A 22,292-nucleotide genomic window follows, 5' to 3' on the forward strand; every position below is an offset into this window, starting at 1 on the left:
TGTATTACTAATGTAGCGATGCTTTATTACAGTTATGTTGCGCTCATATTGCGGCGATATGAAGTCAATATTAATAATGAAACTGTTTCGTTAGCGATCGCAACACCCTACGTCCGAGATAAAATTCTCAAGCACCAAAGCGGACTTCATTCCCATGCAAATCAACTGGCAATCTGTGAAAACCTATGAAGATATCCTGTATCACAAAACCGACGGTATCGCCAAAATTACCATCAACCGTCCCCACAAACGTAATGCTTTTCGACCGAAAACCGTCTTTGAACTCTACGATGCTTTCTGTGATGCTCGCGAAGATACCACTATTGGCGTAGTTTTATTTACAGGTGCTGGACCCCATACTGATGGCAAATACGCCTTCTGTTCAGGTGGTGACCAAAGTGTGCGGGGACAAGCTGGCTATGTAGATGATGCTGGCGTTCCTCGCTTGAATGTGTTGGATTTACAACGCCTGATCCGTTCCATGCCGAAAGTCGTAATTGCCCTTGTCGCTGGGTATGCGATCGGTGGTGGACACGTTCTCCACTTAATTTGTGACCTAACTATAGCCGCAGATAATGCAATTTTTGGTCAAACAGGGCCGAAAGTTGGCAGCTTTGATGGGGGTTTTGGTGCTAGTTATATGGCCCGGATAGTTGGACAAAAAAAAGCACGAGAAATTTGGTTTCTTTGTCGTCAATATGATGCCCAACAAGCTTTAGATATGGGTTTGGTAAATTGTGTTGTCCCAGTAGATGAATTAGAAACAGAAGGAATTAAATGGGCGCAAGAAATTTTAGAAAAAAGTCCGATTGCTATTCGTTGTTTAAAAGCTGCATTTAACGCCGATTGTGATGGACAAGCTGGTTTGCAAGAACTGGCCGGAAATGCCACTTTGTTATATTACATGACAGAAGAAGGCTCTGAAGGTAAGCAAGCTTTTTTAGAAAAACGACCGCCGAATTTCCGCAGTTTTCCTTGGCTACCTTAAACGACTTCCAATTGAACAAATATCTCATCTCTGAGGGATGCTACGCGTAGCCTTCCCTAAAAAAGCGGTACGGCTGTGTAAGCAGAAGTAGCAGAGGGAGCAGAGGAAACAGAGTCATTGGAAGAGGAAAAATATGATCCTTCTCTTCGCTCTCAAAATTGGCTAATTTAATTTCTGTAATTCCTGAAACTAAAAAATCGCACCTCTAGACAGGGTGCGATTCTTCCAAATGTTGCACTTGACAGCACTAAAAATTTTAAAATCAAATTTTAATTTGTTACAGACTGCACATAGAGTCAGGTAATATTAATGTTGGTTAGATAAATACTGTCTCAACTTTTGTTTGTTCAGAAGTGGCGGCAGTCTTTTCCTGAGTAGAAACAAAAGTATCGTGATCTAAAGTTGATATTTGACAATCAGATTTAATTAAAACTGGTGTTGCATCTGGTAAACTCCAAGCATCTTCCAACGTTTCCCAAGACGGGGCAAAAGGTGGTAGAGCTAAAGAGCAAGCCTTCCAATTAGCTTGGACTGGTGCGCCCAACTGTTGGCAATTTCCACCACGACGGCCTTCTGGCTTATAGTGGCGGCAATATCGACAGGCAGATGTCAAATAATTAATAGGTTTCATTTGGGTTCATCTTTAACGCCGTCTAGGGCTAATTTCTGTCTTTTTATTTTCCTTCTAGATATAAATACGTAATGAACCCATAACCCGTGATTATATCTAGATCATAGCCTTTTTCTACCAAAATAAACTTTAGATTGTTTTTAGATTTGTGTTATATTTTTCAATATTTGCTGTAGTGGTCACATATAAATTATTGCCTATAACTCATTGGGGATCAACGGTAAAAACAAAGTTTTAAATGTTATGCAAATTTTCAACTAATCTATAATATGTATCTTTTGAGCTATTTACTTACCATTTTATAGGATATACAAGTAAATTTAAATACTAAAAGTAGATTTTTAGCTCAAGCCTTCAAATATTGTTTGATGATTGTTTAACACTACATAAGGCACATACACCCCAACGCTGAAGTTCACCGGGTGGTGTGGGAGATTGACATTGAGGACAAAGGGGTAAGCCTTGCGATCGCGCCTGCCTGATCCTAGACCAAGACTCAAAAGCCTGATTGGCATTCTGCTCAGTAGTTTTACTAACAGTGGAATAATCAGGAATGTCACCTAAGTAACTAGGATGCTCACTGGGTAAGAAACTAGGTTGTGGCTGTGATACCTCTTTTGACTTTTGCCAGCCAGCAGTAGAAAAGCGCATATCCACCAAAGACATAGATAACTTTGCATTTAACTTCACAAGTAATGCTTGACGGCTAAATGTCAAATTCTGCGCCCAAGCCGCGCTAGAAGTTGCCACGCGTAACACATCACGCTGCATTGATAATGGGCGAGAGTGTTTAGCCGCAACCGTACCAACAATTTCTGCCCAGGACTGGATGAGAAGTTGAAATGGGTCTTCCCGCCATTTAGCTTGCTGTTCCAGAACACCTAAAATATCATTAATTGGTTTCAAAGACATCTTGTCAAAAAGTAGTAAAAATAAAGATTAGTTCTGGGATCTATACTAATCAACAATTTTCGTTACGATTGGCACAAAATTATCTAAAGTTAATCCAGCAGCCCACGTTGGAGGCATGAGGCAATGAGTCAAAAACCCCTGATCGATTCTGGTACGCGATCGCCTAAAAAACCTAGTTTGAAGCCAGCATTAGCAGCAGCACTAGGGAGTTTAGAAGTACAGTTAGAGCAAGAATTAGCCCGTTACCGCCGCTCACGGATGGGAGTGAGAACAACCAGCCAGTCATCAGTGCATACTTATGTCAGCAGTCCGCCTCAAGATGTCACGACAAAAACTACCACAGTGGGTAATCCTCAGCCCCCAACAGTAGAAATTAGAAACGATACAACCCCTGTTCCTGAAACCCCACCAGAACAATCAGCACTAACTACTACCAACAAAGAAACACCAGAACATACATCGGTGTCTACTCACACCGAATCCAACACTCAGATTCCTCTACCTCCACCCAACCTTGCTAGTAGCATAGTTCCGGCCAGTACCCAGACTAATCAAAATGACAAGCTTTTAACTAATGACACTCCTAGTCAGCCGGATGACTACCTAGAATCTAGTGAAGCACTACTACGTAGTTTAACGGATGAGCAGTCATCAGCCGACAACCAACCAAGCAATTCTAGTGATAGTCTACTATCACCTTTGGGTATAGGTTCTATGCTGCTGTTATTATTAGCCAGTCTGACATTAGGCTATGTGGTATTTAACCCGAAGAGTTTACCCCAACTGAATCTAAGTAAATTATTCAACAGTAACTCCTCTCCCAGGAGCGAAAATTCAGACGCAGTTGTTACGAATGCCCAGCCCCAACTCCAGCCAGAACTCACACCCATACCCAAATATCCCAACCTAGCCGCCCAAGAATTTCCTGAAGTCAGAGACCCTAATGATGTAGTTGGCTTGCAGCCAAAAATTCAACCAACAATAGCACCATTAAACCCCCTTGCCATCCCCACACCGGTTATTCCTCCTTTAACACAGGTACAGCCGTTACCACCATTGGATATATCCCCAATACCCTTACAACCCCTACCGCAACCCACAGCTACACCAACACAGTCAAACGTAGAAATCAAACCCGCAGCAGATGGACGATACTACATAGTGACCGACAATCAAGAAGCAAGCTCTCTGGCGGCTGCACGAAAAGTAATTCCGGATGCTTACTTATCAAGTGGTAATAAATTAATTTACTTGGGCGCGCTGAAGACTAGAGAAGAAGCACAACAAAGGCTAAAACAACTACAAGCTAAGGGAATTAAAGCCAGGGTACAGCAGCCATGAGCAGTAATAATTTGCGATAGGATGGTTAAGACATATAGAAAATCGCCCATCTGTTAACCGTCGCTACGCTCAATTCAAAATTATTTTTTGGAATTTTGAATTTGGAATACTTTACATAGCCGAGAAGTATTCCCACGACAAGCTCAGTAAAAGTTTTGAATTTCCCAAAGGGGATGACTGGCAAAGACCGAATGGAGAGCTGACATGGAATTGATCAAGCGTATCGTGCGAGTGATTAACGCTAATCTCAATAGTTTGCTGGGCAGTACCGAAGATCCAGAAAAAATTCTGGAGCAAACCGTCATGCAAATGCAGGAAAATTTAGTGTTGTTGCGGCAGGGAGTAGCCCAAGCGATCGCCACCCAAAAACGCACTGAACGGCAAGCTGCATCTGCCCAGTCAACAGGAGAGGAATGGTATCGTCGCGCCCAATTGGCTCTCAATCAAGGTAATGAACCCCTAGCAAGAGAAGCCCTAACTAAACGCCATGCCTACCTAGAAACTGCAACAGCCCTGACTAACCAAATACAGCAGCAAAATGATGTAGTAGCCAGACTTAAGCAAGATATGCGGACACTAGAGTTAAAAATCTCCGAAGCCAAAACTAAAAAAGATATGTACATTGCCCGCGCTCGTGCGGCGGAAGCATCCTATAAACTGCAAGATATGCTAAGTGAAGCGTCTGCTACCAGTAGCTTGGGTGCTTTTGAGCGTATGGAAGAAAAAGTTTTACAAATAGAAGCTCAATCAGAGGCGATCGCTCAACTGGGTGGTGATGACTTAGAAAAACGATTTGCCTCTTTAGAAGCTACTAAGGACGTTGATAGCGAACTAGCAGCTATGAAATCTCACCTCTTACACGACACTGAAAATACACAGCAACAAAAACTGCCCCCAATTTAAGCATCTGAAAAATAAGAATCTGAAAAATTGGGCAACTTTTAAATCTAGGAGATATCTTAGCAATTATATAGGTGTCAGGATGTACTGATCCAAACCGGAAAGATTACATTAAAAATGGAAGTTATTAAATAGTAAAAAAGCGAACCACCCAACCAAGCGCGTAAACTTCACAAGGGAAAACAAAATTATGGGATTATTTGATCGGATTAAGCGAGTAGTCGGTGCTAATCTCAACGATTTAGTCAGTAAAGCCGAAGATCCAGAAAAAATGCTAGAACAAGCCATCCTGGAAATGCAGGAAGACTTGGTGCAGTTGCGTCAAGGCGTAGCTCAAACGATCGCCGCTCAAAAACGCTCAGAGAAACAGTATAATGACGCTCAAAACGAAATTAATAAGTGGCAACGCAATGCTCAACTAGCACTGCAAAAAGGTGATGAGAACCTAGCAAGACAAGCTCTAGAACGTAAAAAAACTTATACCGAAACTAGTACAGCCCTCAAAACTAGCCTAGATCAACAAAGCACTCAAGTCGAAACCCTCAAACGCAACTTAATCCAGCTAGAAAGCAAAATTTCTGAAGCTAAAACCAAGAAAGAGATGCTCAAAGCTCGGATTACTACCGCCAAAGCCCAAGAACAACTGCAAAACATGGTAAGCGGTATGAATACCAGCAGTGCCATGTCAGCCTTTGAGCGAATGGAAGAAAAAGTCTTAATGCAAGAAGCCCGCGCCCAATCATCCGCCGAACTTGCAAGCGCAGACTTAGAAACCCAATTTGCACAATTAGAAGCTGGTAGTGATGTTGATGATGAATTAGCAGCGATGAAGGCATCTTTAGCACCTGCAACCCCAGTCAACCAACCCCAATTACCTCCCCAACAAGAACAACAATCCACTGCACCTAAATCTAACGATGTGGTTGACAGTGACTTGGAAGCTCTACGCAAGCAATTGGATCAAATGTAATATTTGCAACATAGTAATTATAGCTAGTCCCACGCCTCTCGGTTGTGGGATTTTGTCTTTTAGTCATTAGTCAACAGTCATTACGCAAAACTTCTTTCCCTCATCCCCTTGCCTAAATAAAAATGGTTTGACATATAAGCGTCAACAACCAACACTAAAAAATGTCCAAGTTATATGCGCGAAAGCTTAAAATCATACGATCTAACTCAGTTTTGTTATGTTTGAGGAGATCGTGACCCCACAATTCATTATTTTTGTCGGAGCAATCTTTCGCAAGAGCGTCTCCGATATCCTCAAAAGTCTTGTTGATGTCTCTTTTTAGACTCTCTGGGTTAGATTGCACTCCCAGAACGAATACTCTATTTTTTAGCTCCTCTGGAATCTTATTCTCTACATAACTCAATCGATCTTCACGCTTGTCAAAATCAATAAGTAGAACAATCATTCTTTGTGAGTATATTCTCAGTTCAGGGACATGATTTTCAGTGAACTTGTCTAAAACTTTTGTCCAACCACCAGCAGGTCGCTCGACTTGAATAATATTGTAATTAACCTTTGGAGCTTGAATAAATCCGTTGGCAATCTCTTCATTAGCACGATCTTCCGGCAACACAATAATATGCGGTATATACCTATTGATTTTCATAGCTCTATATCGCCACGAATCAAGGTATCTACAAGATCACCTTTAACGGGTATATCGCTGAGTAATCTGACCAAAGTTGGCTCTAAGTGGCTTTTGCGATCAAGTACAAAAGTATTTTCATTTGAAAACTTTCGGATTGCTTCCTCATTATGCGAGGTAGCTAAAATCTGACCGCTATTCTTAAATGAGCGTCGCAGTGATATGACAAAATGACCAACTTCTGATATGGAAAGATAATTGTCAGGCTCATCCCAGAAGCAAAAAAGTGGCCCATAAAATTTGTTGGCAGCTAACACGACAGCGCAAAGAAAAAAGCATTTTTCACCGTCAGATAGGTCTTTAAAATCAACACTCAGATTCGCATTATTTGCTTCAAACCGAACAATCATACTTTTGGAGTCTTTGCCTATCTGCTCATTCAGAAAATCCTGAATGTCAGGCATAACTTCTCGCAGATATTTGTCAATCTGTGTGTAAGCAGCAGGATAACGACTCAGTAATCCAGAAATCCATTCCCCAAAATTTACCGCATCTCGCTTTGGTTCTAAAGTTTCACCGTTGGAGTCTCCTGTCATCAAGCTAGGAATTGGGGCTAAAATAATCATCCGAGCCAGCCAAGTCTTGAAGATACGAAGCGGGTCAGTCTCAGACGGCTCCTGAATTACTGGCAGGGCGACAAGATGCCAATCTACTAGAAATTGAGCTTCTCGATTTTGTAAACTATTATGAAGAGTAACTTGGGCTGCTTTGCGCGAGTATATTGGTTCTCCTCCAACTAGTAATTGTTCTTCCAAAACTCGCAATTCTTTAAATTTTTCTGGTAAATCTAAAGCCAAGATATATATATATACTTTCTCATTCAGTAATACTTCTATTTCAAAGCGGATGGGAACATCAGACCTGCAACGAACAAAATCTTTTGACTGAACCAGTTGCTCAACTCTATTTATACCTCGACCGATGGACTGAAGTACCTCTAATGCAATGGCAATAGTTGATTTACCTGTACCATTTTTTCCAATCAAGAGAGCAGATGACATCCCTTTTATGGGCAGTTCAAAGTTTTCTAGGCATCTGAAGTTGTGTATATATAGTCTTTGGAGCATAGGAAAATGATTCTAAGGAGTGGAAACTGAAAGAACTTTTTGATCTACCTAATTCGTAAATAAACGTTGCCACGAATATCCTGATAATTCGGGTACTTTACTGATATAGACGGGGATTAGCTATATATGAGATGACAATAATATCCTGCTCACCAATCGTTAACATTAGCAAATATATATGCACTATAGACTAGGGACTGTTGACAACTTTGGGATACAGTAATTTGTGTGCCAACTTTGATCGATGCCAACTAATGGAGACTGCAATGAGTAAGGGTGTAATCACCATCAGCGATGCTGAGTTTGAAACTGAAGTGTTGCAAGCCGAGCAACCTGTATTAGTTTACTTTTGGGCTTCCTGGTGTGGGCCTTGTCAACTGATGTCGCCACTGATGAATTTTGTTGCTAAAACTTATAGCGATCGCCTGAAAGTTGTCAAACTAGAAATAGATCCGAATCCTGTCACGGTGAAACAATACCAAGTAGAAGGTGTCCCAGCCCTCAGACTGGTTCAAGGCGAAAAAGTCTTAGTATCTGCTGAAGGCGTAATCGGCAAAGAGAAATTACTCAATCTCTTGGATACGCACTTAAATAATAATTAGTTCCTGGTCCATAGTCTTTAGTCTATAGTAACGACGGTTGACTATGCCAATTTTAGATTTTGCGTTCGCGTAGCGTGTCGTAGACAAAAGTTCTGTAGGCGGGTTTCCCAACCTAGGAACGCCACTTGCTACAAGCCGGGAAACCCATCCAACGCAGTGGCTCAACTTTTCAAGACGGATTTTGGATTTTGGATTGCTTCTTTCTAAAATCGCCAATCTAAAATTTAAAATTGATTGACTAATGACTAATGACTAATGACCATTGACTAATGACTAATATGCAATTTGCCCAACGTTTACAACCCCTGCAATCTAATGTATTTGCTGATATGGATAGAGCTAAGTCATTGGCTCTCTCAGCAGGGAAAGAGTTAATTGATTTGTCCCTGGGGTCTTCTGATTTGCCAGCTGAAGCCCACGTCATTGAAGCGATCGCGCAATCTCTCTATGACGCTAGTACCCACGGCTACTTGCTGTTTAACGGTACAAGGGGGTTTCGGCAAGCGGCTGCTAATTGGTATGAACAAAAGTTTGGGATCAAAGTTGATCCTGAAACTGAGGTACTGCCTTTAATCGGTTCTCAGGAGGGTACTGCCCATTTACCTTTAGCTTTGCTCAATCCTGGAGATTTTGCCTTACTGCTTGATCCTGGCTACCCTTCCCATATGGGCGGAGTCTATTTAGCTAGTGGGCAAATCTACCCTATGCCCCTGAAGGCTGAAAATGATTTTTTGCCTGTGTTGAGTGATATTCCCGCTAATGTTTTAGCCCAGTCGCGGATGATGATATTGAGCTATCCTCATAATCCCACAGCCGCGATCGCACCCTTATCTTTCTTTAAAGAAGCCGTTGCCTTTTGTCAGCAACATAATATCGCCTTGGTTCACGATTTCCCCTATGTAGATTTAGTTTTTGAGGAGACTAGGGACTGGGGACTGGGGACTGGGGACTCGGAGAAATCCCTCGTGCCTTCGATTTTGCAAGCTGACCCCGATAAAAGCGTCTCAATAGAGTTTTTCACCCTTTCCAAGTCTTACAATATGGGCGGTTTCCGGATTGGTTACGCCATCGGGAATGCCCAATTAATTCAGGCTTTACGGCAAATCAAAGCAGCCGTTGATTTTAATCAGTATCGGGGAATTTTAAATGGTGCGATCGCAGCTCTCACAGGCCCCCAAGCCGGAGTGCAAACGGCTGTGAATAGATTTCGTCAACGTCGTGATGCTTTTATCAATGCTTTACATCGTATAGGTTGGTATGTACCCACACCCAAAGCCACAATGTACATTTGGGCGCAATTGCCATCTCCTTGGAGTCAAAATTCTGTAAAGTTTTGTACCCAGTTAGTTCAACAAACTGGTGTAGCTGCTTCCCCTGGTGCTGGCTTTGGCAAATCTGGCGAAGGATATGTTCGTTTTGCCCTAGTCCATGAACCTGCTGTACTAGAAACCGCCGTGGAGCGAATAGCCAAGTTTCTCTAGTTTTATGAGTGGAAGGGGAGACAAGGGAAGAGGGACAAAGTAGACAAGGGGGAGCAGGAGGTATGGGACTTCCCAGTAAAAGCCATAGCGTTGGTAGCGATCGCGATCCGGTGGCTATATCCGTGACATATATAAAGAACCATCATCTTCACGACCAATACAAATAAACTTGCCCTCTCGATCACCAAAGTTAAGTTTCCGTATAACCGTAATATTGTGCTTAATTATTAAAATATTATGCACAAATTTCAGTAATTGCCGAAATGAAATAATTATATAAGTATTAACGATAATTCCATTCCTTTAAGTAAAGTTTTTGAAATTATTTAGCCATGAGTGTCACCAAAGATTTATATAAAATTTATCCTTTTCTAGAAGGTAAAACACGCAGTAGCGATGTACTCGACGAATCTTTATTAGAATCTGTAGTACAAAAAGCGGCAGAAAGTCGAGAAGTTCAAAAAAAATACTTTGAGCAGTATGGCACTACCCTGGTGGCTGCGGCACGGGCTTTGGCTCTAGTTTACCGTAATGGAGGAAGACTCCTAGCTGTGGGTAATGGTGGCTCTAGTTGTGATGCAGCTCATATCGCAGTGGAGTTTATCCATCCCATTGGTGTAGGAAAACCTTCTTTAGAGGCGATTGATCTATCTGTGGATAGCACCTCAATCACCGCCATTAGTAATGACTTTGGTTTCGAGCAAGTTTTTGCCCGCCAATTGTTAGCGAAGGGAAGGGAAGGCGATGCTTTGATTGGTCTGTCTACTAGTGGCAATTCTAAAAATGTGTTAGCTGCTTTTGCTCAAGCCAAAAAGACCGGCATGGTAACTATTGCTCTTGTCGGTGGTAATGGTGGCAAAATCGCGACTAGTTCAGATGTTGATTACTGTCTAGTGGTAGAAAACACTAGTATTCACCGAGTGCAGGAAAGTCATTTGCCGACTTATCATATCCTCTGGGATTTAGTGCATACTATTTTGGCGGGTTAGTAGTTAAGCGTGTTAATTGTCACGGGTTAAGAAACTTACACGAAGTATTTTTAGTGAGAAGTTTTTATTCAGCAAAATGAATGGAACAAACTTCTATGGAGTATTCGGAAAGTTTCATTATTCCTCTAATAAGAAGTGAAAAAATCATGACTGGACTTGTTGAATCGCCTCAATCCCAACAAAATCAGGTAATACTATCAGATATTCAACGTCTTAGCAGTTCTTTGATGCCGAAATTGAGACGCTCTGTGAAACTGATGGTAGTCTCTGGTGAGCAAACTTTAGCCATTGCTGACTATAATCTGAATAGTATTGCTTTGGAACATCTAGAATTTATCCAAGGTTACGGTAAAGCTGCCTGGTCATTACCTATTGATCGTGTTGATCATGCACTGGCGATGGCTCAAAAGCCAGATGTGATTTTTACAACGTTACCAGAATTGATCAGTATTCGGGCTAAACAACAAAATCTCTCAGATATTCAAATCACAGATGCAGATATTCGCACTGTTGATTCGCCTCAAGCAGCGCTGCAAATTGCGCGGAATCATCCAAACAAACAAGTTGTATTCTTTACTGTAGGTTACGAAGACAGCGTACTCAGTACAGCAGAAACGGTGTCGCAAGCGGCTGCTGAAGAAATTAGTAACTTCAGCGTTTATTGCAACCACATGAACTTAATACCAGCTTTGAAAGCTGTTGTAGATTCCCCGTCAATACATATTGATGGCTTTATTTGTTCATCAGAAATTGCTTCAGTTGTTGGTCTTGAGCCTTATCAATTTATAGTAGATTATTACCGCAAACCTATTGTAATTGCTGATTCTAGTCAAGATGCCATCTTAAAAGCTACTCACACACTACTACAACAGTTAGTAGAAAATCGGGCAGAGTTAGAAAATCAAGCACAAGTCTTAGCAGAAGGCAATTTATCAGCTCTAAAAACTATTTGCGAAGTATTGGAACCACGGGAATTTTATGAATGGCGTGGTATGGGTTCCATTGATTTTTCTGGGTTGAGATTGCGGTCTGAATATGTTAGATTTGATGCCGAAGTTAAATTTAGTTTACCTAAATTAAAACTTGCTGACGTGCAGTTTTCCCAGTGTATGACTATTTTGACAGGAGTGTTTGAACCGTGTCAGTGCAAGGTATTTGGTGCCGGATGTACCCCAAAAACTCCAATGGGAACTTATATGACAACACCAGAAGGTATCTGTGCCATGCACTACAAGGTCTTTCCTTTTGTTGCGGCTATTAGTACTTAATTAGGTTATGGGAATTAGAGGAGAAGCATTATGGCACTAACAGAATTGCAAAAACGAAAACTGAAAAAAGTTTTTGATTTATACGATGTTGACGGTAGCGGTGTAATTACCGCAGCTGACTATGAACAAATGGCGCGATCGCAAGCAGAAGTTCAAGGCCATAAACCAGGTTCGTTGGAATACAACATCATTCGTTCTCAGTTCAGAACCTTATGGAATAACCTGCAAAAAGAAGTAGACTTTGATAACAATGGCAAAATTACTCTAGAAGAATTTTTAGAACATAAAGAAAAACAACTAAATTTCAAAGAATCTTATCGTCCTTTGTGGTTAGAGCGTTCATCAGGAGGACTCCAGACCGCACAGTCCTACGAACGTTCCCCGGCAGAAGATGCGATCGCTAAATTAAGCAATTTAATTTTTGAGCGGCTAGATGTTGATGGTAACGGGGATATTTCGCGAGAAGAATATAAACAGGGATTCATAACCCATACCTCAGATAGCAATTTGAGTGATGAAATTTTTACCAAACTAGATTTAAATGGTGATGGACATCTCACTAAAGAAGAGGTGTTACAGCATATTCATGATTTCTTTTACAGTGACGACCCCGAAGCACCTGGAAACTGGATTCTTGGTCCCTATTAATTGAATTTTGGATTTTAGATTGATTACCCTCCTAGGGCGGTGGAATAAAAAATAAACAGTTTCTCGCTGGACTGGATAACAATTATTTAGAAAGAGTTTTGGCGTTAGCATAAACTGAATCATAAAAAATTACGTTTAATATTTTAGTTAAAAGTTTTACTTGTTTTCAAGGATTACTTATTTTTTTGTGCCTAATCAGGAAGTTATTTGGTACTCATAAAGAGTTATTTAGTTGAAAATAAGCTAATTTATAATTTTGGGCATATTTGATTTATTTTCTTTATCAAATCATCAAGTCTCGTGATTATCTAGATAATTTTGAGATGCTCATTAGTTTTTATTAAGAAATAAGGTGCGTTTCCCCTATCTGGATGGTCACTACATCCCACTAAACGACGTATCACATTCACTGATAAGAAAGGTATTGGTGAGGTTAAATTACTCGGTAAATGGGATATTCACACCTACCCAGTCAAGTTAATAAAATGGGTAAGATTAGTAAAAAAGGCTATGTGAACGCGGCGAAAAATATTCTGAATCTTGCAAGACAAGCTAGGGATGGGCAATCCCGAAGTAACGCTACTGGACTAGCAACCTCTACTCTAATTGGGGAAACCCTGGTTGAGCAAGTGGCTAGGGTGAAGGTAGAATCCCCGTGTCTTTAGGCTGGGGAGTGTCAATAACAATAGTTGCATTGCTAAATGTGATTTACCTGAGTAATCTTCAGATAATATCTGTAATAATGTCTTCATAAACTGGCCTTATCAAATTTTATAGAGACTTGTAATATTAAAAGTTTTACATTATTGTCCTGTCTGCTGCCTACCTCTTACTTCAAATTGCTACATCTAGGAAGTATTAGCTGTTTTTATTTATCATCATAAATTCTTGGTAATTTAGCTTATTTAAAAATTACTTGGGCTGAATATTCACTTTGGTAGTAGAATGACGATGTTAAGTTTTATATCCTAAGTATTAGGGACATAAAACGGCTAGGCGCAAAACCTGTAACTTTGTACGCTGCCGCATTAGGTTTTAACTAGAACACAGTAAAGAGAGGACTTGACAAAATGGCATTCACACAACCAGCGTTACCTTACGACTTTAATGCTCTAGAGAACTATGGCATGAAAGCTGAAACCTTCGAGTATCACTATGGCAAGCATCACAAAGCTTATGTAGATAACCTTAATAAGCTGACCGACGGTACAGAATTGGCTGATAAATCCCTAGAAGAAGTCATTCAAATCTCCTTTAAAGATTCTTCTAAAGTAGGAATCTTCAACAACGCTGCCCAAGTCTGGAATCATAGCTTCTTCTGGAATTGTTTAAAACCCGCAGGCGGTGGCGCACCTACCGGTGAACTGGCCGCTAAGATTGAGAAAGACTTTGGTAGCTTCGACAAATTTAAAGAAGAGTTTTCTAACGCTGCTGCAACTCAGTTCGGTAGTGGCTGGGCTTGGTTAGTTGATGATGGTGGGACACTCAAAGTAATGAAAACACCAAACGCAGAAAACCCTCTAGCTCATGGCAAGAAGGCAATCCTAACCTTAGATGTTTGGGAACACGCCTACTACATTGACTTCAGAAATGCTCGTCCAGGATTTATCAAAAACTTCTTAGATCAATTGGTAAACTGGGACTTTGTTGCTGAAAATCTAGCTAAAGCCTAATTTACCCTGACTTTTCACGGGATCTGGAAAACCCCTCTCCAAAGACGCGGAGCGGCTACTCTACGAGAACGCTTTGGCGCAGCCTCTCGCAGAGAAGAGCGAACTCGCGCTTAGTACCTCTCCCCTACAAGGCTACGGTGTACACATAAGTCTGATAACCTTATTCCACATCGTTTTGATCCCCCCTAACCCCCCTTAAAAAAGGGGGGAACTAGAATCAAAGTCCCCCTTTTTAAGGGGGATTTAGGGGGATCAAACAAAATTTTGCACCCAGCACAAAGATGTGTGTACACCGTAGTCTACAAGGAGAGAGGCTTTAACTTTTCCCCCTTTCCTAGTAGGGAAGGAGATTAAGTTTCGCGTTAGCTTTTCCATATAACATGAAAAGTCAGGTGAGTTGTGAGAAGAAGAAATTAGAGACGTTGTCATGCTCCCTCTCTGGAAGGTTTTTGGATAACGCATCTTTCATCTCTAGCGATGTATTCGTATTGATTTGATGTTGAGGAAATATAAAATTTTTCTTAAGTTTTAAGTGGCAAATATCCCAAAAAGTGATTTTTAGGCTGCTAAATTGTGATTTTGGAAAATTTATGCCGTCCTTACTCGCTTTTTCTGACTGGGTTTCAGAAAATCACTATACCAGTGAGGGGTGACAACTATCTTGGCAATTTTGTAATTATTATTAGAAATAGCTAGCAAAAATCCGTAGCAGAAGATACATAACACCTGTTTTAAATGCTTTAGTATCTCTCTCTTGGGTGGAATTCTGCCTCCAATTAAAAAATAAGCGTTAACAATTTTTGGCTTTATTTTCCGGTTGTTTAACCAACCACTGGAAAATGTAAGTAGGTTAAGAAAATTCTAAATAATCACAAATACACAGCCATTTGTGTATAGATGTCTGTGTTAGTTTGCTTAGTGAAAATATTACTAAAATCATCAGATTTTAGTTCAACCTAAACATTTTGGAAGTGTAAAAATTGGTTTCACACTTTTTTAGTAAAAAGCACTGTTGTCATAACTTATAGTCCCATTAATACAAGGAAAATTATTTTATAAACTGTCGTGTCAAGGAAGCGGATGAATAACAATTTTATAGCACTTTTTGCTAAAAACATCGAATAATTGCGTTTTTCAGAGGCTGTTGACATACTCTAATCCCCAATTAGTAATAACAACATCACTTTTTGGCAACAGCAACTTTTCGCTTAATCAAACCAAGAGTTTACACACCAATCTGAAATTAAACCATGAATCCCTCTTCGTCTTTAAGAGTTCAGGGAGGGCTGAATCAATATGCTAATAATCAGCCATCTTCCACTCCAGTCACGCCTATCCTCAAACTTTTGAGGTTAGTTGCAGGGGATACGAATCTGGTTTCAGAGTTTAGCCAAGCTTGGATGGTGCGTGAGTTTCAACTAGGTGATGAGTTGGCTAGCTATGGTTTAGATGGGGAAGTTCTAGATAGTAATAATATTGTTTCTTTAGTTTGTCAAGGTCGAGTCCGGCTGTTGGGGTTTAATCAAAAGTTAGCAAGAGAAGTTTCGACTCAAGTAGTAGTAGATGGACAAACTTTTGGTGCAGACCATTTATTCTGTCATCACAGTTTACCCTATCGAGCGATCGCAGCTAGTCCCGGTAGTGTAATCCAAATCTCTGCTGCTGAACTAGAACAATGGTTAGAACGTCTACCCCAGCTAGAAAATTACTTACAGCAATTAACTAGTGAGCGACAAGCACTAATTTTCTTTAAAAGTTACAGCCAGTTGCATTCTCTCACTAGTGCCAAACTGCGAGAACTAGCACCTTTATTTATCACTAAGCATATCCCCGCAGGTACATCGTTATTAGAAGCTACTCCCCCAGAAACTGGTAGATTTTGGCTAGCGCGTGGTCAAGTCCAGTCTATATCTGTCGGGAGTTTACCGCCAGCAATGGGAGATAGTTGGGGATATCCTGAACTCACACCCCCAGATGGGAATGCTCAAACGGATTTGCTGGTTTACCACTTATCTATAGAAAACTGGGATGCGGCTAAAGCTTTAGCACCGAATTTGTGGACTAATAGCCATAAACCAGTAGCAGCAAAACCAGAAGTTAAGGCTAGCGAGAGTAAAACCAAACTCCTCCTACCGCAATTAACTAATGTGACACCACGCGATTCTCATACCCATCATCCCCCCGCAGAGATAGTCGCAGCCGATACAGAATCTATTGACTTTCCCCAAGGAGATGTGCAACGCAGGTTTTGGTTTTCTTATCCTTTCATTCAGCAGCAAAGTTTATCTGATTGTGGGGCTGCTTGTTTGGCAATGATTAGCCAATACTGGGGTAAGCGTTTGGGTTTTCCGACTCTGCGGAAATTAGCACAGGTGGATAGATTAGGCGCAACTCTGGAGGGTTTAGCCGCCGCCTCCCAAACCTTGGGTTATGATGTGCTACCAGTCCGGGCAAGTTTGAATAAATTAGAATGGCAAACTAACCCGTGGATTGCCCACTGGCAAGGGATTCACTATGTAGTAGTGTGGCAAATTAAAGGCGATCGCATTTTAATTTCTGACCCAGCTTTAGGTAGACGATGGCTAAAACGTGCCAAATTTATAGCTAATTGGACAGGCTACGCATTATTACTAAATCCTACTGATATTTTTTATGCTCTCAAAAGCGAGAAAGTATCTCTCGGTCGCTATGGACAAGTATTGTGGCATTACCGCAAGTTACTCAAGCAAATAATTCTAGCTTCCTTATTAGTCCAGGTGTTTGGGCTAGCTGCGCCCCTTTGTACCCAAGTTGTTCTTGACCAATTAATCCCAGCCAAGAATTTAGATACGTTAAACGTGTTTGCCATTGGCTACCTTTGTTTAGGTATCTGGCGTAACGTCTTAACCGTCCAGCACCAATACTTATTGGATTATTTAGCCAGCAGAATTGACCTCAACTTGATTGGTAGTTTTATTCACTACACCTTGCAATTACCGTTGCAGTTTTTTGCTTCCCGCCCAGTGGAAGATATTGTCAGCCGTGTCCAAGAAAACCATAAGATTCAACAATTTATTACCCGGCGAGCAATTGGTGCAACTATAGATGCCTTCATGGTGCTGACTTACCTGGGGCTAATGATTTACTACAATTGGCAACTGACACTGTTGGTATTGAGTTGGATTTTAGCGATCGCATTTTTAACTTTAGGTGTCAGTCCCTATATTAAGCAAGCATCGAGAGAAGTCTGGCAAGAATCAGCCGGACAACAGACGGCAATTGGAGACATGATCAGTGGTATTACCACCATCAAAACTGCCACAGCGGAACGTGGACTGCAAAAGTATTGGGAAGAACGCTTCCTGAAAATGTTAAAAGCACGGTTACGGGGACAAAAATTAGCTAATCGGTTGCAGCTTACCCGCAGCTTAATTAACCACATTAGCAGCACTTTGATTCTCTGGTTTGGGGTGACATTGGTAATTGGTCAGCAAATATCTTTAGGTCAGTTTGTCGCATTTAATTTGCTCATTAGCAATATCACCAACCCAGTTGTCGCCTTAGTGGGACTATGGGATGAATTTCAGCAAGTGCTAATTGCCGCAGAACGACTCAACGATGTCTTTGCTGCTAATTCAGAAGAAAACCCACAAACCACTCTATTGGTAATGCCTCCCATTCGTGGTGAGGTGCGCTTAGAAAATGTCTCCTTTCGTTATCATGCCCAACAAGAGCGCAAAATTTTGCAACATATCTCTTTTGAAGCAAAACCTGGGCAAATTATCGGCATTATTGGTCATAGTGGCTCAGGTAAAAGCACTCTAGCCCATTTACTAGCGGGTTTATACGCTCCTAGTGCTGGCAGGATGATGATTGATGGGCATGATACAGCTGCGATGTCTCCCCAATCGTTGCGGAGTCAGTTGGGGCTAGTATCGCAAGAGTTGTTTTTATTTTCGGGGACTATTTTAGACAACATCACCCTACACGATACAGAGTATAGCCGAGAACAGGCTATGATTGCTGCCAAGTTGGCTAATGCTCATGAGTTTATCCAAGCCTTACCCCTCGGTTATGACACCGAAGTTGGGGAGAGGGGATTGGGGCTTTCTGGGGGACAGAGGCAAAAAATTGCGATCGCTCGCACCCTAATTAGAAACCCCAAGATTTTAATTTTCGATGAAGCCACTATCGGCTTAGATACCGACTCGGAAACAGACCTCCAACACAACTTAGCCCTCATTACTCAACAACGCACAACCTTCATCATCTCGCACCGTGTTTCCACTGTGCGCCATGCCGACTACATTCTAGTTTTAGACAGAGGCATGATTGTTGAACAAGGTACACACCAAGAATTACTCACAGTAGCAGGCATTTATCAGCAGTTAGCGATGAAGTAGGGACAAATCAATTCAAAATTCAAAATTATGCCCTCGAACGAAGTGAAGGGTCAAAATTCAAAATTAATTAACTCCTGGGGACTGGGGATTGGGGAAAAGAAAGCAGGGGGAGCAGGGGGAGAAAAATACAATGCCTACAACTACTAACTACTCATTACTCATTACTCACTACTCAGCACTGGCTAAACGCCGCGCTACCGCTAACAGCACTCACAACTCAGCACTTAATTCGCACTCAACATATTTGCGAAAAGTTTTTTGGATAAACTGAACAATATTCTTACAGAAATATCTAATCACATTGATTATCAGAAAGTATTAAACTTTATTTTTGTTGCAACAGGTCACTATTAACCCAAATATATAGCAATCCTAGATTATTCATGGGAGCTAAGAACCAAGGTTTATTGTAAGACCGGGGTTCTTAAGTATGGCAATTCTTACCCATTAAATAGCAGTCCCATAGCATAAAGCTTTGTTTTTAACAAATGATTGCTTACTGGATGTTTAGCAATCTTTCAGACATTCATTTACTAACCTCTCTGAATACATCATTGCTGTAATCTTCATCAATTAAGCTCTTTATGTCCAAACTATACCTACACATAATAGAGCAATGTGTAAACAGGGTTTCACCCCCCACCCAAAAAAAGTTTACTTAGCTTTTATTCAGTAGTAATTCTGATTTTTAATTATTGCCTATAACGTTATTTAGTGGTAAATTTTCTTAGTGGGTTTAAAGTCTCAAATGCACAGTAGGCGAGGGGTGTAACCCCTCATTACCTAGTTAAAAAGGGTCAATATGAAAAACAGTACAGCAAAACAATCGACATTGAAAATATTCCGTAAATTTAATGATTAAGATCCCAGATTCATGGATGACATCCATGAAAAAAGATAGTATAAATACGAATAGCACCCTTGATATAGTTGGTATGGATAAATAATTTAATCTGCTCCATACTAAAAAACACTGAATACTAAGGATAATTTTATTTCTTCAAGAAATAAATATTATACAATTAATCTGTCAGGGTAAAAATCTTGAGAATGTGAACAGTTACAAAAAACTGTATCTACCAGAAACGAAATTAAGACTTTTGTCTGCTAGTCAAAATAAATGACAAGGAGCAGTTAAAAGATGAATCAAGATAATGTTTACCACGACTACAATTTAGCCCTGAAGATGGTAGCAATTAATAGCAGCGATGGCGTTCCGCCCGTCGGAGACGATAATCGCAATGCTCAATTAAAAGCAACCTTGGTAGAAATATCTCAAAAGCCAGAAAATGCCATATCTAATATCCAATCATTTATTACAAAGCAGAGAGTATATTTTTGGCAGATATTATCTGCGCTTACGTATCTAATTTTCTGTAGTTATTTACTTTTATTCGTCAACGTATTGATTGACACATGGGCAAGCAAAATTACACAAGCTAGCCCCTACATCAGAGATGTAGCGACTTTTGTATGTGTCTTTTGATCAGGTTATGTCTTCCTGCAATATCTGCTAACCAGCATTTTGACTCAGTTAATTAGGTTGCAGTTGGTGAATCTTCATTGCAACATCAACCATCACACAACCGAACTAGTATTTATCCAAATAACAACTACGATGAATCAACACATGACAGGTATGACCAACGTTAACAAAGCAGTTAATCCTCAGCAGTTTGACAAAGTAGTGGAAGCAATTCTGGCTGGAAAATATTCTTGGGCTTGTGTTTTAATGCTACGTATCGTCGGTTACAACCCCTTACATTACATTCCCTACCGCACTTATAACCGACTACTCAAAGAGAACTCCGACGCTAGCAGAACGCAACAATCACATCCAAGTAATGGCACAATGGGTAAGTCATCTGAGGCTCATACTGCTTCTTCTAGTTGTTTAAGTAAAATCAAAGACCTTGCTTACTTTGAAGTTGTAGGTAAGCAAAAAACAGAAATTCGCGGTGGTAGTATAGATCCGTGGTTTGCTCAGAAAATTTACGATTCTCAACCTATACAATTTGACTCGCCATCCCTAACAGCTAGCGAACTCAATCTAATTAATAATTAGACTCTCCAGCTTGAATCATGGGTAAGCAAGTTCGTAGTCAGTATTTTAGTCCTGATGCTTCTAAACACTAAAGTGCTGACTACAAAACTTGAATATATTACATTAAATGTCATGAATTGCTGAATTTATTGCTAAATTGTGCCAAAATGGCAAATATTCAACCATAAAATCTTATACATTAAAGGTAACGACTCAAATTGGATAATGAGCTGGCAACTCATTTTCAAAGGTCAAATCAGTGATTAACTGACTATGAGACATACCTAACTGATTACTGTTGCTGAAGTAATCAAGTTACTAAATCAAACATGACAAATTAAATATTGCTACTAGTAGTTCTTCTTCTGAGGAAGTTTGAGCATAAGAAAATTGCAGTGCTGGCCCTCTCCAATTTTCAAATTGAATGCTCCCTATCAAGTTTCCGAATGGTGGAGGAAATGTAGATGAACTTCCGTACTCTAACTGGTTTTGTTGTGCATCAATATACTCTATTCCTAGAACTACCAGCAAAAGTAAGAAGAGACACAGTAATCGTTTAATTTTTGTCATGGATAGTAGAACTTCTAGTTCTTACGCTTTTGTTTCAAAAGCTGTAATCCTCATCCTCCCAGATAGGATTACTTGTACTTGATAAACTTGTAACTTATACAACAAATCTTACAAATGCAGGAAGCTGAAAAATATGAATGCTTCCTGCTTTTTATTTGCTAAAAAATGGGTATATTATTGAGTTTTCTAGAAAGATGAAAAAATGAACGAACCAAAGCAAGTATTGATTACGCCAGAGGAAGTTGTTAACGCTCTCAAAAAAGAGATGAACTTAAAGGAAGTTTATCAAAAGATTTTATTTAATAAAGTGATTTGGCAAGTTGCTGAAGAACGTGGGGTTAAGGTGACAGCAGCAGAAATTGAAGCTGAGGCTAACCGCCAACGTCGTGAGAAGCATTTGGAGAAAGCCGCCGATACAATGGCGTGGTTACAGAACGAGTTAGTGACGACTAATGATTGGGAAATGGGAATTTGCGATCGCCTGTTGTCCCAAAAATTAGCTAATATATTATTTGCGGAAGAAGCAGAAGCTTTTTTTCATAAAAATCAACTAGAGTTTGAGCAAGTTATTCTCTATCAAATTATTGTGGACTCTGAAAAACTTGCTCAAGAAATTTATTATCAAATTGAAGATAGAGAAATTAGTTTTTATGAAGCTGCTCATCTTTACGATATAGATATTTTACGTAAACAAAAGTGTGGTTATGAGGGGAATCTATATCGCTTTAACCTTCCCAAAGATATAGCTGCTGTTGTCTTTAGGTCTCAGCCTCAACAATTAATTGGCCCTTTAAAGACTGAATATGGTTATCACCTTTTGATAGTAGCAGAATTTCTGCCTGCTGAATTAACAAGTGAAAAACATCAAGAAATCCTTAAGAATATGTTCCAAAAATGGTTATTAGTAGAGTTAAATAATCGATTTAACTCATCACTTGATTCATAATTATTTTTACTAAAATTAAATACATTTCAGTTACAGTTAAAAAATTTAATTTGCGTAATGGTCTGTCAAAAATACTTTGCTGATAGGTAAAGATGCGATAAATCACCGTCTCTACAAAAACTCTATTCATGAATTATTTCGGTTCTTCCGGTAGTTTTATGGTGATTATTAAAATCAACTGAATTATAAGGACTA

At 40.1% G+C, this 22,292-nt stretch carries 22 protein-coding genes and 1 pseudogene; 18 read left to right on the top strand and 5 right to left on the bottom strand.

What is annotated here, in order from left to right:
• The first annotated feature begins 18 nt into the window (after window positions 1-18).
• Both ACM0OR_RS11880 and menB read left to right on the top strand, forming a co-directional pair.
• Window positions 19-189, top strand: a complete 171-nt coding sequence (locus ACM0OR_RS11880; RefSeq protein WP_414576362.1) for a hypothetical protein — start codon at window positions 19-21, stop codon at window positions 187-189.
• On the top strand, window positions 155-988 hold the full coding sequence (menB, locus tag ACM0OR_RS11885; protein WP_414576363.1) for a 1,4-dihydroxy-2-naphthoyl-CoA synthase: 834 nt from the start codon (window positions 155-157) through the stop codon (window positions 986-988). Before ACM0OR_RS11880 ends, menB begins: the two co-directional genes overlap by 35 nt.
• Before the next feature lie 316 nt (window positions 989-1,304).
• Here menB and ACM0OR_RS11890 read toward each other — a convergent pair whose 3' ends face one another.
• Together ACM0OR_RS11890 and ACM0OR_RS11895 are read right to left on the bottom strand one after the other, a co-directional pair.
• The gene (locus ACM0OR_RS11890) at window positions 1,305-1,619 is read right to left on the bottom strand and encodes a hypothetical protein (RefSeq protein ID WP_190696111.1); all 315 of its coding nucleotides are present in this window, start codon (window positions 1,617-1,619) and stop codon (window positions 1,305-1,307) included.
• 354 nt (window positions 1,620-1,973) lie between these two features.
• Window positions 1,974-2,531, bottom strand: coding sequence for a DUF721 domain-containing protein (locus ACM0OR_RS11895; RefSeq protein ID WP_414576364.1), 558 nt, complete (start codon window positions 2,529-2,531; stop codon window positions 1,974-1,976).
• A gap of 123 nt (window positions 2,532-2,654) precedes the next feature.
• Here ACM0OR_RS11895 and ACM0OR_RS11900 point away from each other — a divergent pair, with 123 nt between their 5' ends.
• From ACM0OR_RS11900 to ACM0OR_RS11910, 3 genes are all read left to right on the top strand, one after another.
• Complete coding sequence (locus ACM0OR_RS11900) at window positions 2,655-3,872, top strand: hypothetical protein (RefSeq protein WP_414576365.1); 1,218 nt, start codon at window positions 2,655-2,657, stop codon at window positions 3,870-3,872.
• A gap of 204 nt (window positions 3,873-4,076) precedes the next feature.
• Complete coding sequence (locus tag ACM0OR_RS11905) at window positions 4,077-4,775, top strand: PspA/IM30 family protein (protein ID WP_414576366.1); 699 nt, start codon at window positions 4,077-4,079, stop codon at window positions 4,773-4,775.
• A gap of 187 nt (window positions 4,776-4,962) precedes the next feature.
• A complete protein-coding gene (locus ACM0OR_RS11910; protein ID WP_323266279.1) occupies window positions 4,963-5,742 on the top strand; it encodes a PspA/IM30 family protein in 780 nt (259 codons plus the stop codon).
• Window positions 5,743-5,896: 154 nt separating this feature from the next.
• Here ACM0OR_RS11910 and ACM0OR_RS11915 read toward each other — a convergent pair whose 3' ends face one another.
• Both ACM0OR_RS11915 and ACM0OR_RS11920 read right to left on the bottom strand, forming a co-directional pair.
• Complete coding sequence (locus ACM0OR_RS11915) at window positions 5,897-6,388, bottom strand: hypothetical protein (RefSeq protein ID WP_414576367.1); 492 nt, start codon at window positions 6,386-6,388, stop codon at window positions 5,897-5,899.
• Entirely contained in the window at window positions 6,385-7,494 is a 1,110-nt protein-coding gene (locus tag ACM0OR_RS11920; protein ID WP_414576368.1) for an AAA family ATPase, read from the bottom strand. The genes ACM0OR_RS11915 and ACM0OR_RS11920 overlap by 4 nt, the downstream gene beginning before the upstream one ends.
• Window positions 7,495-7,760: 266 nt before the next feature.
• On the opposite strand from ACM0OR_RS11920, the gene ACM0OR_RS11925 reads away from it, so the two are divergent.
• From ACM0OR_RS11925 to ACM0OR_RS11980, 12 genes and pseudogenes are all read left to right on the top strand, one after another.
• Window positions 7,761-8,096: a thioredoxin family protein gene (locus ACM0OR_RS11925; RefSeq protein WP_323266276.1), complete on the top strand. Its 336-nt coding sequence runs from the start codon at window positions 7,761-7,763 to the stop codon at window positions 8,094-8,096.
• 278 nt (window positions 8,097-8,374) lie between these two features.
• Entirely contained in the window at window positions 8,375-9,577 is a 1,203-nt protein-coding gene (locus ACM0OR_RS11930; RefSeq protein WP_414576377.1) for an LL-diaminopimelate aminotransferase, read from the top strand.
• A gap of 332 nt (window positions 9,578-9,909) precedes the next feature.
• Window positions 9,910-10,566, top strand: a complete 657-nt coding sequence (locus ACM0OR_RS11935) for an SIS domain-containing protein (RefSeq protein WP_414576369.1) — start codon at window positions 9,910-9,912, stop codon at window positions 10,564-10,566.
• A gap of 146 nt (window positions 10,567-10,712) precedes the next feature.
• On the top strand, window positions 10,713-11,834 hold the full coding sequence (gene hypD, locus ACM0OR_RS11940; protein ID WP_414576370.1) for a hydrogenase formation protein HypD: 1,122 nt from the start codon (window positions 10,713-10,715) through the stop codon (window positions 11,832-11,834).
• Between the two features lie 30 nt (window positions 11,835-11,864).
• Window positions 11,865-12,482 (top strand): EF-hand domain-containing protein, encoded by a 618-nt coding sequence (locus ACM0OR_RS11945; RefSeq protein WP_414576371.1) that lies wholly within the window; start codon window positions 11,865-11,867, stop codon window positions 12,480-12,482.
• 357 nt (window positions 12,483-12,839) lie between these two features.
• Window positions 12,840-12,992: pseudogene (locus ACM0OR_RS11950) on the top strand (RNA-guided endonuclease TnpB family protein); the annotation flags it as partial.
• The gene (locus tag ACM0OR_RS11955) at window positions 12,968-13,147 is read left to right on the top strand and encodes a hypothetical protein (RefSeq protein WP_414576372.1); all 180 of its coding nucleotides are present in this window, start codon (window positions 12,968-12,970) and stop codon (window positions 13,145-13,147) included. The pseudogene ACM0OR_RS11950 and the gene ACM0OR_RS11955, both read left to right, overlap by 25 nt.
• A gap of 405 nt (window positions 13,148-13,552) precedes the next feature.
• Entirely contained in the window at window positions 13,553-14,155 is a 603-nt protein-coding gene (locus ACM0OR_RS11960) for a superoxide dismutase (RefSeq protein WP_323266274.1), read from the top strand.
• A gap of 1,250 nt (window positions 14,156-15,405) precedes the next feature.
• Window positions 15,406-18,537 carry an ABC transporter transmembrane domain-containing protein gene (locus ACM0OR_RS11965; protein ID WP_414576373.1) on the top strand — a complete coding sequence of 1,044 codons (3,132 nt, stop codon included), beginning with the start codon at window positions 15,406-15,408 and terminating at the stop codon, window positions 18,535-18,537.
• Between the two features lie 130 nt (window positions 18,538-18,667).
• Window positions 18,668-18,808 carry a hypothetical protein gene (locus ACM0OR_RS11970; RefSeq protein ID WP_414576374.1) on the top strand — a complete coding sequence of 47 codons (141 nt, stop codon included), beginning with the start codon at window positions 18,668-18,670 and terminating at the stop codon, window positions 18,806-18,808.
• A gap of 870 nt (window positions 18,809-19,678) precedes the next feature.
• Window positions 19,679-20,023, top strand: a complete 345-nt coding sequence (locus ACM0OR_RS11975) for a hypothetical protein (protein ID WP_323266817.1) — start codon at window positions 19,679-19,681, stop codon at window positions 20,021-20,023.
• 132 nt (window positions 20,024-20,155) lie between these two features.
• Window positions 20,156-20,602 carry a HetP family heterocyst commitment protein gene (locus tag ACM0OR_RS11980; protein WP_323266849.1) on the top strand — a complete coding sequence of 149 codons (447 nt, stop codon included), beginning with the start codon at window positions 20,156-20,158 and terminating at the stop codon, window positions 20,600-20,602.
• Between the two features lie 297 nt (window positions 20,603-20,899).
• Here ACM0OR_RS11980 and ACM0OR_RS11985 read toward each other — a convergent pair whose 3' ends face one another.
• A complete protein-coding gene (locus tag ACM0OR_RS11985; protein ID WP_323266818.1) occupies window positions 20,900-21,151 on the bottom strand; it encodes a hypothetical protein in 252 nt (83 codons plus the stop codon).
• Between the two features lie 202 nt (window positions 21,152-21,353).
• Between ACM0OR_RS11985 and ACM0OR_RS11990 the strand changes: the two genes are divergently transcribed.
• A complete protein-coding gene (locus tag ACM0OR_RS11990; RefSeq protein WP_323266819.1) occupies window positions 21,354-22,097 on the top strand; it encodes a peptidylprolyl isomerase in 744 nt (247 codons plus the stop codon).
• Window positions 22,098-22,292: the final 195 nt, after the last annotated feature.

This window comes from Anabaena sp. CCY 9402-a, from assembly GCF_963920945.1.
Taxonomy (GTDB): domain Bacteria; phylum Cyanobacteriota; class Cyanobacteriia; order Cyanobacteriales; family Nostocaceae; genus Trichormus; species Trichormus minutissimus.

Coding starts and splice junctions, on each gene's coding strand:
- ACM0OR_RS11895 (WP_414576364.1), bottom strand. CDS start 2,531: ATGTCTTTGAAACCAATTAATGATATTTTAGGTGTTCTGGAACAGCAA.
- ACM0OR_RS11935 (WP_414576369.1), top strand. CDS start 9,910: ATGAGTGTCACCAAAGATTTATATAAAATTTATCCTTTTCTAGAAGGT.
- ACM0OR_RS11965 (WP_414576373.1), top strand. CDS start 15,406: ATGAATCCCTCTTCGTCTTTAAGAGTTCAGGGAGGGCTGAATCAATAT.
- ACM0OR_RS11880 (WP_414576362.1), top strand. CDS start 19: ATGCTTTATTACAGTTATGTTGCGCTCATATTGCGGCGATATGAAGTC.
- hypD (WP_414576370.1), top strand. CDS start 10,713: ATGACTGGACTTGTTGAATCGCCTCAATCCCAACAAAATCAGGTAATA.
- ACM0OR_RS11985 (WP_323266818.1), bottom strand. CDS start 21,151: ATGACAAAAATTAAACGATTACTGTGTCTCTTCTTACTTTTGCTGGTA.
- ACM0OR_RS11930 (WP_414576377.1), top strand. CDS start 8,375: ATGCAATTTGCCCAACGTTTACAACCCCTGCAATCTAATGTATTTGCT.
- ACM0OR_RS11890 (WP_190696111.1), bottom strand. CDS start 1,619: ATGAAACCTATTAATTATTTGACATCTGCCTGTCGATATTGCCGCCAC.
- ACM0OR_RS11925 (WP_323266276.1), top strand. CDS start 7,761: ATGAGTAAGGGTGTAATCACCATCAGCGATGCTGAGTTTGAAACTGAA.
- ACM0OR_RS11900 (WP_414576365.1), top strand. CDS start 2,655: ATGAGTCAAAAACCCCTGATCGATTCTGGTACGCGATCGCCTAAAAAA.
- ACM0OR_RS11955 (WP_414576372.1), top strand. CDS start 12,968: ATGGGTAAGATTAGTAAAAAAGGCTATGTGAACGCGGCGAAAAATATT.
- ACM0OR_RS11990 (WP_323266819.1), top strand. CDS start 21,354: ATGAACGAACCAAAGCAAGTATTGATTACGCCAGAGGAAGTTGTTAAC.
- ACM0OR_RS11910 (WP_323266279.1), top strand. CDS start 4,963: ATGGGATTATTTGATCGGATTAAGCGAGTAGTCGGTGCTAATCTCAAC.
- ACM0OR_RS11960 (WP_323266274.1), top strand. CDS start 13,553: ATGGCATTCACACAACCAGCGTTACCTTACGACTTTAATGCTCTAGAG.
- ACM0OR_RS11970 (WP_414576374.1), top strand. CDS start 18,668: ATGCCTACAACTACTAACTACTCATTACTCATTACTCACTACTCAGCA.
- ACM0OR_RS11915 (WP_414576367.1), bottom strand. CDS start 6,388: ATGAAAATCAATAGGTATATACCGCATATTATTGTGTTGCCGGAAGAT.
- menB (WP_414576363.1), top strand. CDS start 155: ATGCAAATCAACTGGCAATCTGTGAAAACCTATGAAGATATCCTGTAT.
- ACM0OR_RS11975 (WP_323266817.1), top strand. CDS start 19,679: ATGAATCAAGATAATGTTTACCACGACTACAATTTAGCCCTGAAGATG.
- ACM0OR_RS11905 (WP_414576366.1), top strand. CDS start 4,077: ATGGAATTGATCAAGCGTATCGTGCGAGTGATTAACGCTAATCTCAAT.
- ACM0OR_RS11920 (WP_414576368.1), bottom strand. CDS start 7,494: ATGCTCCAAAGACTATATATACACAACTTCAGATGCCTAGAAAACTTT.
- ACM0OR_RS11945 (WP_414576371.1), top strand. CDS start 11,865: ATGGCACTAACAGAATTGCAAAAACGAAAACTGAAAAAAGTTTTTGAT.
- ACM0OR_RS11980 (WP_323266849.1), top strand. CDS start 20,156: ATGAATCAACACATGACAGGTATGACCAACGTTAACAAAGCAGTTAAT.